A 15,926-nucleotide genomic window follows, 5' to 3' on the forward strand; every position below is an offset into this window, starting at 1 on the left:
GAGGATAAAGGTGGAAGTGCTGCTAACGCAGGGAGCAGTTAATAGCCGACCACCAGGGATGGTGGAAGTGCTGCTAACGCAGGGAGCAGTTAGCAGCCACAGAACATCGCCCGGGTCTGCTTGAGCAGCGTTTGCACTTCAGGCATCTGGGCAATTTCCTTTTGTTCCTCCAGCATGTCCGCGAGAATCTGGTCGGTTGTCAGCGGATTTGCCAGTACAGCGCGGAATACAATAATGGGGTCGCGGCCGTGCTGATGTGGATTCAGGCGTGTGCGAGAGACAAACGAGCGACCCAGTCCACGCTGAATCTTCTGAATACGCTTGGTCACCAGATTGAGGCTGTCATTGACCTCCTGGCGCAGGCTTGCTGGCGCGTCCTGCAGGGCCTTCTGTATGTCTGCCGGTACGTAGCGATAGGTCAGGATGTTCAACTCAGGTTCGCTGATCAGTTCAAAGTCGGCTTCCCGCCGGATCATGTCTGCAAATTGACGCGCACGGTTGATGCCCTGATCAATCAGCAGCTCGTAGCCCTGGCGCCCAATGATATGCAATCCCGAATGCACCAGAATGGCCATGCCCGGTCGTGAGCCTTCTACCGTGTGGCTGCCAAGGTCCTTGGAGCCTTTGCGGATGATGTACTCGGCATGATGCTCGACGCTGCTGAGCGTATTTGGCCCCTTGAACACACAGATGCCGGCACCCATCGGTACGTAAAGCTGCTTGTGCGCATCAAGTGTCACCGAATCGGCCCGTTCGATGCCTTTCAGCAGTGGGCGATGAGTGCTCGAGAACAGGGTAGGGCCGCCCCATGCGGAGTCGACATGAAAGTGAATGCCGCGCTCCTCGGCAACGTCCGCCATGGCATCCAGCGGATCGATACTGCCAGTCTCGGAGGCCCCGGCGATACCAACCAGCGCCATGACTTTAATATTTTTTGCCGCCAGCTCGTCGCATTTCTTCGCCAGCAGGTCAGTGCGAATGCGGTTATTGGCATCGGTTTCGATGGCAATCAGAGAACGGCGACCGATACCCAGGATGTCGGCTGCTTTACCAAGAGAGTAGTGCCCACGTTCGGAAACCAGGATGGCCAGACCCTGGTATCCGTAATGCTGCATACCGGCCATCAGGCCTTCCTGGCCGAGTCCGGCGAAACCTTCCCGTGGGGCCAGTACGTTATTGCGTGCCGCCCATAGCGCGGTCAGATTGGCAATCGTGCCTCCTGAACAGAAACTGCCGAGGGCATGAGCCCGGTCGTGCATCCACTGACTGTAGAAATCCTCATCCCGGCCGTAAACCAGATGATGGATCATGCCGATGACCTGCCGTTCCATGGGGGTAAACGCCTTGGATGTCTCGACTTTAACCAGGTTCTGGTTCAGCGCCATCATGATGCGCGACAGAGGCAGCATGAAATAGGGCAGCGCCGAGGCCATATGGCCTACGAAGCTTGGGGCTGAAATATGGACAGATTGCGCGACGAGTTTGTCCAGAACAAACTGGATCTGGTCGGAGACAAAGGTCGGTTGTTCCGGAATCTGCGGATCTGAGAAGTCTTTTTCTATGTCGGCAAGGTCGCGCTCTGATGCAACGATATGCTCTTGCAGAAAGCCCGCCAGGTTCTGGGAAATAGACTGATCTATGCGTCCAAGCGTCGAATCCGGCGCCTCAGGGACGGTAAAGATACGGTACAGGGAATCCAGACTTGCCCTGGCCAGTTTACGGCTGCCGGCCTGGGCCAGCTCGTTGCTATCGCTCATCGTAGACGCTCATTGGCAAACGGGGTGCGCAGTATAGAGCAAATGTCCGGTAAGTGAAACGCCGCCCGGCACCCGGGCCGAGGTTGACAGCTTGCATGGCTGCGGGCAAGATCAGGCAAATTAATCCAGGTCTGCTGAAGACCTGCGCAACGATAATCCCAATCAAACGAGAGACAGAACAAGAGTCTTCACACGATGTCAGTGACAAGTGCAACCTCAAGCTTTCTAAATCGGTGTTTGGCCAGCGGGCTGCTATTGGTTCTGTTGATGACACTGCTGCTCAGCTCTCGAGTCTCTGCCCAGACTGGCACTGATGCGCTGCCGCGTCCGGCTGGCCTCGAGCCAGCCATTCGTTTCTGGACCCGCGTTTACACCGAGGCGGACACGGAGAGTGGATTTCTGCATGACGCGCGCAATCTGTCAGTGGTCTACCGTAAAGTGGATTACGATCGGCGCGAGATCGAAAGTTTCCGCAGCCGGATAGTTGAGGATCTGAAAGTCCTTGCTTCGGGAAAGCGCACCGGCCTGACCCTGACCCAGCAGGAAGTGCTTGATGCCTGGCCAGCCGGTGTCGACAACGCCACACTGGCCGAGGCAGCCAACAATGTACGCTTTCAGCTTGGACAGTCCGACCGGTTCATCGAAGGTCTGATCCGCTCTGGCGCCTATCGCGAGCACATTGAACAGGTAGCTCGCGAGAAGGGCTTGCCGGTCGAGCTGGCGGCGCTTCCGCATGTTGAGTCTTCATTCCATCCGGGTGCCTACTCTCACGCCAATGCCGCCGGTATGTGGCAGTTCATTCGTGCTACCGGGCAGCGATTCATGCGTATCGACAATGTAGTCGATGAGCGGATGGACCCTTATACCGCCACCTATGCGGCAATGAGCCTGCTGGAGTACAACTACAATCTTCTCGGCAGCTGGCCTCTGGCGCTGACAGCCTATAACCATGGTGCCGGTGGTCTGGCCCGGGCAGTCCGCGAAACCGGTACCAATGACATCGCGACCATCATTGCCAACTACCAGGGGCGGGCGTTTGGATTTGCCTCTCGCAACTTCTACCCTCAGTTTCTTGCCGTGCTTGATGTCGAGCGTCAGGCGCAGGCACTGTTCGGCGTTCTCCACCTGGATCCAGCGCCCGACTATCAGGAGTTTGAGCTGCAGGCCTACATTGAGGCGGACACTCTGGCGCAGTCGCTGGGTGTAACGATTGACCAGCTGAAATTCGATAATCCGGCACTGCGCCCGGTCGTCTGGCAGGGTGGCAAGCGCATACCCAAAGGTTACACGGTCAAGATCCAGAGCGACTCCATCCGCGGCAATCTGGATGCCCTGATTGCGGCGATACCCGATACGCAGCTCTATGCCTACCAGACTCCCGATGTCAACTATGTGGTGCAGCGTGGCGACAGCCTGTCAGTCATCGCCTCACGTTTTGATACGTCGGTGGGTGAACTGGTCAGGCTGAATCAGTTGCAGAACCAGCATCAGATCCGGGTAGGTGAAACCCTGCTATTGCCGCATGACACCCAGATGGTCACTCAGACACTGGCATCGGAAGATGAACCTTTGCCGATCGCTGCAGATGGTCGCTATGTCGTCCGATCCGGTGACACACTGTCCCGAATTGCTGATCAGCATGGCGTCTCCGCCATCGACATCATGCGCCTGAACGGCCTCGACAGCGTGGATCGCATCTACGCGGGGCAGTCTCTGCAAATGCCACTGGGCGATGAGCCGGAGCTGATTGCCGCATCTTACACGGTGCCAGAGCAGACGCCGACAGATGCAGATATAAGCGAATCACTGGCATCAGCTGAATCCGCGCAAACTCCGGAACGCCAGCCACCCACTGGTGAGTTTTTTGGACCACCGGCGCCTGCAGAGGTGGCCATGGTTGAACAGCCGATGTCGGCAGTAAACGCCAGCCAGCTGGCAGTGGAGATTATTGAAAGCCCTGCCGAGCGTAATGAGCTGGCAGCACAGGCGCTGGCGGCTGATCCCAACGACTATTCAGTTGCTGATAACCGTACCATCGAAGTACACGCCTCGGAGACACTGGGTCATTACGCAGAGTGGCTGGGCGTACGCTCGCAGGATCTTCGCAATGCCAACAACATGCGTTTTGATCAGCCACTGATCGTCGGTCAGCGTCTGGTAGTAGATCTGTCAGAGGTCAGCCGCGACGAGTTTGAACTTCGTCGCCGCCAGTTCCATATTGATCAGCAGCAGAACTTTTTCCGCAACCACCGTATTCAGGATCTGGAGCAGCATCAACTGGCCGCCAACGAGAACATTGATACCCTGGCCCGTCAGCGTTACTCAGTACCCTTGTGGCTGCTGCGCCAGTACAACCCGGAGCTGGACTTCAGTCGCGTCCGGGTTGGTCAGACAATCGTGTTCCCGGTTGTCGAACCGGTTAATGACGTGTGATCAGTTGGAGATATCGGCAATTTCATCGGCCAGCAGGCTGACCGACAAAGCATATCGAAATGCCGGGTTGTAGCGCATGATTGAGCAGAAGTTGCGGTAAACCAGATAACCCTTGTCATCGCCTTCATCTCCCATCAGCAGCGCTGCCGGCAGATTGCGGGTTGGCAGGTCACTGCCGTCACTGCGGCGCACGCCCAGCTGTTGCCAGTCTTCCAGAGGGCGCCATGCCCCCATTGTGCGGAACGAGCGACAGGTCGCATCGGGTGTCATGCCGGCACTCTGAGGCGCCGCCAGAGACTGTTCACCACCGGGCGGCAGACTGACTTCACGTCCCCAGGTCTGATCTTCACGCCACCCAAAAGACGCCAGGTAATTGGCGACCGAGGCAATCACGTCCGGACCCATGGACCAGAGGTCAATTTGACCATCGCCATCGTGATCAACGGCCAGGCGCAAAAAACTGCTGGGTGTGAACTGAACGATGCCCAGCGCTCCAGCCCATGAGCTTTTCATCATATCAACCGTCGCATAACCGTTTTCGATAATCTGCAGAGCGGCGATCAATTCATTGCGAAACATGTCGCCACGCCGACCATCAAAGGCCAGAGTAGCGATGACGCTGAACAGAGGCTCGGTGATTGGGAAAGAACCGTAATTGCTTTCCAGTCCCAGGATGGCCACCACAAAGCGCCACTGCACGCCGTAGTGCGCGCTGACCTCACGGATCATGTCGCCGTGCTCAGCCATCAGCTCTTTACCGGCTTCAATCCGGTTGTTGTTGACGCGCTGCAGGTAACGAGAATAGGTGTTGTCAAATTCAGCCTGGTTGCGATCCTGCTGGATGACCTGACGCTGCTGCGAAATCTGTGGCAGCACCTCATCCAGCGTCTGTTCACTGATGCCTCGTTCCAGGGCCTCACTGCGAAACTCAAGCAGCCAGCTCTGAAATGCTGCCTCGTTGTCAGCCTCGGCAACTTCCTGGGCGAGTCCGTGAGGGGCCAACAGGCTGGAGGTCGCCACGCATACGGCAAGGGAAATAGCTTTAAGTGAGGGTTTGACGAACATGCAGACTCCTGATGGAAAACCGAAACAGCCCCTAACTTTATCCTGAGCTGATTAGGGTGGACAAGTTATTTACTGTTCTTGTGTTTGTGGCGCTTTATGGTACCGAGCAATGCACTGGCCCAGGCTGGTCGGAGCGCAGAGGCTGACAGGTCTTGCAGGTCCGGGGGTGGGACAGGCAAATCAGACGCCCGTTCCGCGGCCAGACGCTCGATCAACTTCACCGCCGACAGTGCGATGCCGCCATGGTCGAGCTCACCAACTTCATAACGAAAGTGGCTGGCAAAATATTCCGGATAGGCCAGCGCATCGGGCACTGCAGGCAGGCAGCCCAGGATACTCGCTTCCAGCACTGAAAGCCCCTGAAAGTCGTGTTCCGCCGTCGATAGCACAATGTCTGATTGCGCCAGCAATGCCTGGTAGGTCTGGCGGTCACTGAGCCATTCGTCAACACCGGGGCTGATGTCGTGGTCCTGATAGTGCTGCTGCAGGCGACGTCTGATGCTGTCAAATTCAGTCGGGCTGCTGCGAAAGCGTTGTCCCAGCAGGTGCAGACGGAAGGCGACACCCCGGTCGCACAGCCTGTTGACGATGCTCAGCAGCAAGGCTGGACCTTTGTCGTATTCATGCCGGTGGTTCCAGACGATGTTCACTGGTTCTTCGGCAGTCCGAGCCCGCTGCGCTGTGCGTTGGGTCGCCCTGAACAGTTGATCCGCAAGCGGCACCGCCAGCACATGCGATTTATTCTGAAGTTCGGCAAGCAGATTGCCAGGTACATGATCAGGCAATTTGGCCAATAGCTGCCCGGCGCCGGTAAAGAAGCTGCGCCGGTTCCAGTCGCTGTTGAACAGCACCTGGTCGGCACATAGCGCTGTGTATAGGCTGGTTAGCTGCGCCTGCACTCGGGCTACTCCGTCACCCTCAGGCCGCTGGCTTTCAGATCCACGGTTTTGAGGTCCGCGGTTTTCTGGATAGGCAAACTGATTTTCGTGGAAGTAAACCATTGCCGGAAGCTGTGCCAGTTCCGGCACAAATCCCCGCAACGCAGTCAGGTCAGTCAGCGATGTTGCCAGAACCATGTCATAGTTGTCAGTTAACTGGTCACGATGGTTAAATGCCCAGCTTAGACTATTGCCCCGAACGCGCCAGGCAAAATAGCGCGGTGGCAGGCTCAGCACCGTCCAATCGATCTGCGGAAACATGTCGACCAGAGTTGTGCGCCACAACTGGTGGCTGTAGGCGTCATAGGCGCTCAGCAACAGTATGCGTTTGCCAGCCAGCGAGCTGAGCATGGTCGCCAGTCGTGAGTCAGATGTGAGATTAGTGCTGATAAGTTGTATCCAGGGATTCGTAACAGGAACGGAACATGCAATCTAATGATGAACAACTTCTGGGTCAATCGCCGGAAGCGCTGCTGACAGGCTTGCCAGCGAAAGTAAGTACACCGCTTTTCACTCAGGCCGGCAATCGGCCCGATGCGCCAGCCGTGACCGACCACCTGGGTCGACAATTGACGTATCGGGAGTTGGCGGCTGCGGTTGAGCAGACCGCGGTAGAACTGGCATCGCTGGGTGTTGTGGCTGGCGATCGAGTGGTGCTGGTCAACGAGAATTGTGTCCCCTTGCTGGTCGTCATTCTGGCGTTGAGTGAAGTAGGTGCCTGGCCGGTTGTCATCAACGCTCGGATGGCCGCCGACGAGATTGAAAAGATTAGGGCTCACTGTCAGCCGCGTCTGTCACTTTACCTGCTCGATTCTGCCGCAGCCCGGCAGCATTGGCAGGCACTTGCGAACAGCGATGAAGCCCAGGCTCAGCGCGAACTGGCAGGGGGCTCTGTCGGTGTTCTGCAGCATCAGCCGGATGCGCCAGACGCCGCAGCTGATACGGCCGATGTGTTTACCCTCATTTACACAACAGGCACAACTGGCGACCCCAAGGGAGTCATGTTGACGCATCGCAACATACTTTTTGTATCTGCAGTAAGTGGCGCACTGCGTGGTCTGAACAACAGCGACAAGGTTTACCTGGTGCTGCCAGTTTCCCATGTATTTGGCTTGTCCGCAGTGTTTCTGGCCGCGATCTACGCCGGAGCAGAACTTATCGTGGCTGACCGGTTTGACGCCAGCCAGGCCCTGCGGGTCATGCGTGAGCAGTCGGTGACAGGCATTTTTGGTGTACCTGCCATGTTTGCCCGGCTGGTGGATCATGTTCGTCAGCAGGGCCTTACCGGTGACGACATTCCGGCGCTGCGTTTTATGTACAGTGGCGGTGCACCGCTGGATCCGGCCATCAAGGAGAAAACCGAAAAGCTGTTTGGACTGCCCCTGCTTAATGGTTACGGCATGACAGAAAGCGGTCCCACCATCTGCCAGGTAAGATTCAATGAGCCCCTGGACAGCTGCAGTGTCGGCAAGCCGCTGCCCGGCCTGGAGATACGTTTGATCGGTGCGGACGGTAATCCAGTCACCGATGGTGAAGTTGGAGAGCTGCATGTCCGTGGCCCGAATGTCATGCGAGGCTATTATCGCAACCCAGAGGCAACCAGGGCCGCAATAGATGCGGATGGCTTTCTGAATACGGGCGATCTGGTCAGACTGGACGAGTACGGCAATGTCCACATCGCCGGGCGCAGCAAGGAACTGATCATTCATTCCGGCTTTAATGTGTTCCCTCCGGAAGTAGAGGCAGTTATTTCCAAGCATCCGGATGTACTGCTATGTGCCGTGATCGGTCAGATGCACGACGGCAATGAGGAAGTGGTTGCTTATATCCAGCGGATTGCCGACAGCCAGCTGGGCGAAGAGGAACTGCGCGCTTTTATCAAGCCCAGACTGACGGCGTACAAACGGCCAGGCATCATTCATTTCGTTGAGTCGTTACCGACTGCACCGTCCGGCAAAGTGTTGAAACACAAACTCAAATAGTGCCACAAATAGGAACTTGCCAGCGGAGTGGCTTTCCGTTAAAAATGTGTAATGCGCACAAAATTGGTGCAACACACATGATGTCCCCGAGTCTGGCCAGCACCGTAGTGCTGGTTCGGGAACAGGCCCAGACATCCGGCACTTCAGGGCTGGAGACGCTGCTGCTGCTTCGCAACTCAAAGCTTGTATTTGAGGGCGGAGCCTGGGTGTTCCCGGGCGGTAGAGTCGATGACTGCGATTACCCGCCCGATCGCGCGGATCTGCCTGCTTCCCACGTAGAGTACCTGGCGGCCATCAAGGCCGCGGTGCGTGAAACTGAGGAGGAGGCCGGTATCTGTATCTCGCCGGGCGAGCTCATCCATATCGCTCACTGGACCACTCCGCAGGGTATGTCGCGGCGATTCGCTACCTGGTTTTTCCTGTGTCCACTGAATGAAGCGGTGGACATCGTTGTTGACCAGCAGGAAATACACGACTATCAGTGGATACGTCCAGACCTGGCGCTGGCTCGTCACGCAAGTGGTGAAATTCGCCTGCCTCCACCCACCGCACATACACTTCAGAGTATCGCAGGCTTTAAGTCGCTGAAGTCCCTGTGCCATGCCATGTCCACTGCTGATATTCATGTTTTTCCGGAAGACTCTGCGCATTATCGGCCGGTTGAGGGTATCTGCAGCATCCGTTGACGCCGCTTGAGCGTACCCGATAAGTGAACCTTGCAGCGTGTCAGATTCCCTTGCTTTGCCCGGTCCGTTAATGGGATAGTTGAAGCAGATCCGAAAGAAGAATTAACCGAGTCGCATATGAGCCGTCCCGAGACTGTCAAACCGGATTCAGCCAGTGTCATCAAACTCAGAGCCGCGCTGGCCGGTGTTCGTAAACGCCGCCAGCGGCTCCTGATACTCAAGCAGACCAGCCTGGTCGCCATCGCCCTGATTGCTGCATTTTTGGGTTTGTCCACACTCAGTGTGTCGCTGCCTGGCGGGCGTGGCCTCGATGCCTTGCTGTTTCTGGCATTCGTTGCAATTGCTGGGGTGCTGGTCTGGCGTTACCTGCGCACGCTTGCACAACTGCGGCAGGACGATCGTCAGCTCGCGGGCTATGTTGAATCGCGCTTGCCCGATCTTGAACAGCGACTTCTCACCTCACTTGAATTTTCATCCGATCCCGACAGCGTGGAGCAGCGCGGTGTTTCGCAGCAGTTTGTCCAGCAGCTTTGGGATGATGCGGATACCCAGTTGGGCGCCCAGCAGCAACGACTGCTTGAGGATGCTGACAATCGCATGCCGTGGTTGCCATTATCGGTGGCTGGTGGCGCCATTCTGACACTTGTAGTTCTGCTTACCGCCTCAGACGCACTGTGGCGTGCCGGTTCGTCACTCCTGTGGCCATTCCGTGCCGGTCCGGAGCTCGCGCTGGCGCCAGTGCCCGAACCTGTGGTCGAGCCAGCCGACATGGTCATCTCGGTGGAACCGGGTGACATCAGCATGCAACGCGGCCGGGCCGCGACCATCGAAGTCCGTATCGAAAACGCCATACCCGATGATGTGCGGTTGCGTATGCGCTCCGACCAGGTCAACTGGTACGACGCCAATATGCAGCGTGACGGTAGCGGTAGCAACGGCGCGGCATTCAGCTACTACCTGCCGGCTGTGGAAGAGGATCTCGTTTATTACGTCAGCGTGGGCGAGGGTGATGATGAACGGAGCCGCGAGTACCGCATTACGCTCTATGACCTCCCACGGGCCGAACAGATTGATGTGGCTTACGACTTTCCGGAATACACTGGCATAGACGACTACCAGGAAACCGACAGTGGTGACTTTGTTGTGCCAGAAGGCACTTCCCTGACGCTCGACATCATGTTTAATAAGGCAGTCACACAGGCTGACCTGGTGTTTGAGGATGACACGCGCGTACCGGTCACTGTTGATGGCGATCGTGGCCAGGTCACCCTGATTGCCGAGCAGGATCGTTCCTACCGTGTCCTGGCAACCGATTTTGAGCAGCTGCAGACCGAAGACGCCGACATCTACTACTTGCGTACCATACCTGATGAGCCTCCGGAACTGGCTTTACACAGTCCGGGCCGCGATCAGGATGTGATGCCACTGGAGGAAGTGATTCTTCAGGTAGAGGCTACTGATGACTACGGACTGAGTGATTTTACGCTGCATTACAGCGTGATCGGCTCTGATGAGGTGGCCATCGATTTCCTGCCAGAAGAGCGCACTCGCAATGTGACCGGCAACCAGATGATCTACATGGAAGACCTGGTTGTCAGCCCGGGCGACTTTGTCAGTTACTACCTCACCGTGGCTGACAATAACGGCCTCAGAGGGCCGCAGGAAGTTGTGTCTGACATCTACTTCCTGCAGGTGGTTCCAACTGATCAGGAGTTCCGTCGTGCCAGTGGTGGACAGCAGGGCGGCGGCGGTGGTGGTGGCGGTGGTGACACCGGCAGTGCGCTGGTGACATTACAGAAAGACATTATTGCGGCGACCTGGCGCCTTCGGCAGCAGCAGCTTAATATGGATCAGCAACAGTTCAGCGACGATGTCGCTGTGATTGCCGAGTCCCAGCGAGATGCTTCGGAACGGGCTCAGATGTCCATTGACCGCCTGTCAGAGCGTGTCAACTTTGCCGATGACAGCTACGGCAATGCAGTGACCTACCTGCAGCGTGCCATCGAGCAGATGGAAGCCGCTGCCGCAGATCTCGACCAGCTGGCGCTAACTCAGGCCATGACACCTGAACAACAGGCGCTGCAGTATGTGCTGCGTGCCGAGGCAGAAATCAATCAGACCGATGTCAGCTTCCAGCAGCAGGCCGGTGGTGGCGGAGGCGGTGGCAGCCAGCAGGAACGTCAGGACCTGCGTGAACTGTTTGATATGGAAATGGGGCAGAACGAAAATCGTTACGAAACCCCACGTCAGGCCAGTCAGGGTGGTCAGAACACCGAAGAGGCCAGCCGGCTGGAAGAGCTTGCCAGACGTCAGGAAGGACTGACTCGGGCCCAGCGAAACCTGGCCCGACGTCTGGAAGAGATGGATGAAGAGCAGCGCCGCCGGGAGCTCGAGCGCCTGCGCCGCGATCAGGAGCAGATCAGCAATGAGCTGGCGCAGCTGCAGCAACAGATGTCACGTCGGCAACAAATGAGTCAGGGACAGCAGAACAGTCAGGCTCAGGCAGGTGGCAGCAGTCAGCAGCTAGAGCAGATGCAGCGCACGATTGAACAGATGCAGGAAGCAGCGCAGGCCGAAACGCCAGCGCAGGCAGCCGCCCGCAGTCAACGTGCATTGGACAGTCTCCGTGAACAGCAAAGGCAGCTGGCACAGCAGTCTGAGCAGTCACCGAATCAGCTGGTACAGGATCTGGCGCAGCGTGGACAACAGCTTCAGCAGCAGCAGCGACAGTTGCAGCAGTCGCTGGAAGACCTGAGTCGTGAGCAGGGCCTCGGTCAGTCGCGACAGTCGGCAGCCAATGATGAAGGCCTGCAGGAGCTGACAGAACAGCAGCAGCGTCTGCGTCAGGAGCTGGAGGAGATCGATCGCATGTTGCGTGCCGTCATCGCGCGGGCGGGCAATGACGAGCAGCAGACGCTGGCGCAGGCACAGGAAGCCACACGTGCGCTGCGGCCTCTACGTGAGCAGATGGACACCAGTAATCGTGTGCTGCGCAATGGCATGGTCAATCTGGCGGTTGATATTGAGCAGGACATTGCGGAAGCGCTGGCTGATCTCAGCCGCGACCTGCAGGGTCTGGAGCCGGGTAATCAGCTTGCCCAGCAGACGGATGCTGATCCTATCAATCAGGCCGCCGCTGACGCCAGCGCGCTGCGGCGCGAGCTCGAGGCGCTGCAGGAGCAGATTAGTAATGGCCTGCAGGAGTCAATCGGGCAGATGCGGGAGAGACTGGCGCGCTCCCAGCAACTGGCGCAGCAACTCGATCAGCAACTGTCGCAGGCTGGCGAGCAGCAGGCCGGCGAAGGCCAGCCCTCACGTGGTCAGCTTGCTCAGCGCGGCCAGCAGGGCAACCCTGGCAGCCAGGTTCAAGTGGGTGGCGCCGCCAGTCAGGTCGATCCTGGTGATCAGCGGGGTATCGGACGCATTCCAGCGGAAGGTGAAGCGGCACTCTGGGGTAACGCCCGCTCAATCAGTACCGAGATTACCAGTCAGTCGCTGGAAGCATTCATGAATCAGCCCGAGCTTCTGCAGGGTGTTCTGCAACCACTGATTGAACTCGAAAGTGATCTGCGTGCGCGCGCTGAACTCGCCCGCATCACGCGCCGCCTGTATACCGTATCCGAAGAGGATATCCCTGAGGAATATCGACAGCTGGTGGAAGACTACTACCGGGCGCTGTCCGAGAATCGGAGCGCGACGCCCTAAACGATGAGTTTCTTTGTAGATCCATATGCACTTGAGGCTATTGCAGACGGGCAGTTCTCCTTCGCTAACAGCCCGCACCCGCTGGTCACAGCCATTCTGATACTGCTTGTGCCGGCAATCGTCTGGCTGCTGTACCGGCGCACAACACGGCCGGTCAGCCCTCGCTGGAAGGCCCTGCTCATCACCCTGCGATCGGCCGTCCTGCTGCTCCTGCTGCTGATGCTGCTGCGTCCGGTAATAACCACCTGGGAAGTCAATCCACAGGAGACTTACCTGGCCGTGCTGATTGATGACAGCCAGAGCATGCAGATCAATGATGTGGGGAATGGCCAGTCACGAGCCGAAGCCGTGCAAAGGGCGCTGTTTGCTGACAACGGCATACTGCCGCCGCTGGCCGAGCGATATCAACTGAGGACATTCGCGTTCAACAATGCCTTGAACCGGCTGGATACGGCCGAAGAACTGCAGGCAAGCGGCAATCTGTCTGATCCCGGCCAGGCATTGCAGCAACTGCGCAACCAGCTGGGCGGGCTGCCTTTGAGCGGCGTTGTGCTGATCAGCGATGGAGCCGACAATTCCGGTGCCGATGTGCTGGCGCAGGCGCGCGAATTCGCGGCACGTCAGGTGCCAATTTTTACCGTCGGTGTGGGTCAGCCTGAAATCCAGCAGGATGTCGCCATTACCGATGTTGCAGCAGCCAGCACGATACTGGACAACAGTATTTTTGATGTTCAGGTTACGCTGCAGCAGCAGGGTTATGAAGGGCGTCAGGTTCAGCTGCGGGTTCTCGATGGTGAGACTGAAGTGCTCACTCGAAATGTGACACTCGGCGCTAATGGTGGCAGCAGCCGCTACGAGCTGGAACTGGAGCCGGAGCGCCGGGAGCCGATTCTCTACGAACTTGAAGTTGAAACTCTTGATGGAGAGCTGATTGCCCAGAATAACCGCTATCAGTTTCTGGTCGACAACAGCGAGCGCCCGCCACTGAATATTCTTTATGTTGAGGGCCATCCACGTAATGAGTTCAAGTTCATCAGACGGGCTGCCGAAGGTGACGAAAGCCTGCGTCTGGCCTCCTATCTGCAGACTGGGCCTGGCAGGTTCTACCGACAGGGTATCAATACACCGCTGGAGCTGAACGACGGGTTCCCTGCCACTGCAGAAGACCTCTATCAGTATCAGGCGGTGGTGATAGGTGACATTGATCCGGACTTTCTCAGTGCGGAGCAGTTGACGCTGCTGCAGGATTTTGTGGCAGAGCGCGGTGGCGGCCTGCTGGTGAGCGGTATGCTGGATGATGCCTTTGTTGATACGGCGCTGGCTGACATCCTTCCGGTCACGCCGGTACGGCTGTCCGCTCTTCCCGGCTACCTGCAGGGTGGTGTACGGCGAGGCAGCCATGCTACCGGCGAAATGTTTACACCTCGCCTGACCACGCCCGGTGAATTCTCCCCGCTACTGCGTCTGGGCGCTGATGACAGTGAGAATCGCAATGCCTGGTCGGCCTTGCCGCAATTGCAGGGTATCTATGTGACCGGCCGCGCCAAACCGGGCGCCACCGTCCTGATGGAACACCCATCGGTGCAGTTTCAGGATCAGGCGCTGCCGGTCATGGCCACGCAGCGTTATGGCAGCGGTCGCAGCATGGCGATTACCACAGCCAGCACCTGGCGCTGGCAGATGCTGATGCCGGCAGAAGATGAATCGCACGAGCGTGTCTGGCGACAGATACTGCGCTGGCTGGCGCAGGGAGCGATGGAACGCGTTACCGTGAACTTTGATAAGCCATTTTACAATGTCGGTGATGAAGTTACCGTTTCGGTTGAAGTTCGTGATGAACGCTTTGAGCCGGACAATAACGCGTCGCTGTGGCTGCAGCGCACCGACCCGCAGGGCGAAGTCAGTGATATTGCGATGGAGTGGGACATCGATGAAGACGGAGTCTACCGCAGCCGTTTCCTGGTGGAAGACGAAGGCGTTTACAACACGCTGGTGGATGTCAGCAGCACTGCGGCGGCAAGAATCGATGACGAAAAACCGGCAGCATTTGTGGTTACTCCGTCGCTGCGCGAATACAACAATGCAGCCCGTGACGACGGTCTGCTGGGTCGCATCGCGGAAAGCAGTGGCGGTCGGTATTACGATCTGGGTGAAATCAACCAGCTGGTAGGCGATATTGAGCGCAGCCCTGGTGCGTATTCTCAACAGGTTGAGGAAGACCTGTGGGACCGGCCAGGCTTCCTTCTGTTGCTGATCGCATTGATGTGTGCCGACTGGATGGCCAGACGTTACCGGGGGTTGTCATGATTGCTCGAAGCGTAATTGGCAGACTGGTTTTTGCGCTGAGCGTTTTCTCATCTGCGGCTTTAGTCATGGCACAGGATGTTGCAACAGACGGCGAGACGCCATGGTTCAGTCAGGCAGTAGATACCGAAAAGTTCGCGGTGATCATTACCGGAGCGGCTGCCACGCCGGAGAGCCGGGAACAGTTTCGCAGCTGGACTGCAGACCTGTACCGGTCTCTGCGTGACGACTACGGTTATCCGGATTCCCACACTACGCTGTTGATGGATGATGGCAATAACGTAGGCGAGCTGGCACCTTTGGTTGATGGCAGCTCTGAACTCGAAGATATCCGCAGTGCCCTTGATCAGCTGGGCCAGCAGATGGCTCAGGGTGATCAGCTGACACTGTTTTTGATCGGTCACGGTTCAAGCCGGTTTGGTGAGGCCAAATTCAACAACGTCGGTCCAGACATGACGGGCAGCGATCTGGCGCAGATGCTTGAAGCTTTTGAGGGTCAGGATATCGTTGTGGTCAATACGACAAGTGCAAGCTTTGAGTTTTCACGCGAGCTGGCAGCCAACGGTCGTGTCATCGTGTCGGCGACCCGGTCTGCAGCAGAACGTTATGACCCGGTGTTCGGCGGCTTTTTTATAGAGGCCATGCAGGGGCGACAGGCGGATCTGGATCGTAATGGTCGACTGTCAATTCTGGAAGCCTTCAATTTTGCGAGCAGTCAGACGGCCGAGTGGTACAGCGAACAGGGCAGATTACCCACTGAAAATGCCGTCCTGGATGATACCGGTGATGGTCTGTTCAGTCGGGAGCCTGGTCGAAACGAGTCTGATGGCCTGCTGGCGGAAATCGCATATATCGATATTGTCAGGCCGGATGAGGCCAAAACCTCACCTGGCGCGCGGGAAATACTGGCAGATATTCAGCGTCTGGAGCGGGAGATTTTCATTCTTCGCAATCAGAAGAGCAACTACCTGGAGGAAGACTACTGGAGCCGGCTGGAAGCCCTGTTAATTGACCTGGCGTTACAAACGAGGGATTACAATGCATTGCCCTGAATCG

9 protein-coding genes are annotated in these 15,926 nt (G+C 57.4%); 6 read left to right on the plus strand and 3 right to left on the minus strand.

Translation table 11 applies throughout. The features are described 5' to 3' along the window. Positions 1–89: 89 nt before the first annotated feature. Entirely contained in the window at positions 90–1,757 is a 1,668-nt protein-coding gene (panP, locus tag LVD14_RS08105; RefSeq protein ID WP_237133582.1) for a pyridoxal-dependent aspartate 1-decarboxylase PanP, read from the minus strand. A 267-nt stretch (positions 1,758–2,024) separates the two neighbouring features. On the opposite strand from panP, the gene LVD14_RS08110 reads away from it, so the two are divergent. Then, positions 2,025–4,190, plus strand: coding sequence for a LysM peptidoglycan-binding domain-containing protein (locus tag LVD14_RS08110; RefSeq protein ID WP_237133583.1), 2,166 nt, complete (start codon positions 2,025–2,027; stop codon positions 4,188–4,190). Here the strand turns inward: LVD14_RS08110 and LVD14_RS08115 are convergent, their stop codons facing one another. Both LVD14_RS08115 and LVD14_RS08120 read right to left on the minus strand, forming a co-directional pair. After that, positions 4,191–5,255 carry a lytic transglycosylase domain-containing protein gene (locus LVD14_RS08115; RefSeq protein WP_237133584.1) on the minus strand — a complete coding sequence of 355 codons (1,065 nt, stop codon included), beginning with the start codon at positions 5,253–5,255 and terminating at the stop codon, positions 4,191–4,193. A 65-nt stretch (positions 5,256–5,320) separates the two neighbouring features. Continuing rightward, positions 5,321–6,544 carry a DUF3524 domain-containing protein gene (locus LVD14_RS08120; protein ID WP_237133585.1) on the minus strand — a complete coding sequence of 408 codons (1,224 nt, stop codon included), beginning with the start codon at positions 6,542–6,544 and terminating at the stop codon, positions 5,321–5,323. Between the two features lie 74 nt (positions 6,545–6,618). Between LVD14_RS08120 and LVD14_RS08125 the strand changes: the two genes are divergently transcribed. The 5 genes from LVD14_RS08125 to LVD14_RS08145 all read left to right on the plus strand — a co-directional run bounded on the left by LVD14_RS08125 (position 6,619) and on the right by LVD14_RS08145 (position 15,922). Beyond that, on the plus strand, positions 6,619–8,175 hold the full coding sequence (locus tag LVD14_RS08125) for a class I adenylate-forming enzyme family protein (RefSeq protein WP_237133586.1): 1,557 nt from the start codon (positions 6,619–6,621) through the stop codon (positions 8,173–8,175). Between the two features lie 77 nt (positions 8,176–8,252). Next, positions 8,253–8,861 (plus strand): NUDIX hydrolase, encoded by a 609-nt coding sequence (locus tag LVD14_RS08130; RefSeq protein ID WP_237133587.1) that lies wholly within the window; start codon positions 8,253–8,255, stop codon positions 8,859–8,861. 117 nt (positions 8,862–8,978) lie between these two features. Continuing rightward, positions 8,979–12,566, plus strand: coding sequence for a DUF4175 domain-containing protein (locus LVD14_RS08135; RefSeq protein WP_237133588.1), 3,588 nt, complete (start codon positions 8,979–8,981; stop codon positions 12,564–12,566). Between the two features lie 3 nt (positions 12,567–12,569). Then, positions 12,570–14,873: a hypothetical protein gene (locus LVD14_RS08140; protein WP_237133589.1), complete on the plus strand. Its 2,304-nt coding sequence runs from the start codon at positions 12,570–12,572 to the stop codon at positions 14,871–14,873. Further along, entirely contained in the window at positions 14,870–15,922 is a 1,053-nt protein-coding gene (locus tag LVD14_RS08145; RefSeq protein ID WP_237133590.1) for a hypothetical protein, read from the plus strand. Before LVD14_RS08140 ends, LVD14_RS08145 begins: the two co-directional genes overlap by 4 nt. The last annotated feature ends 4 nt before the right edge of the window (positions 15,923–15,926 follow it).

It is taken from the genome of Pseudohongiella sp. O18 (genome assembly GCF_021729085.1).
Lineage (GTDB): Bacteria > Pseudomonadota > Gammaproteobacteria > Pseudomonadales > Pseudohongiellaceae > Pseudohongiella.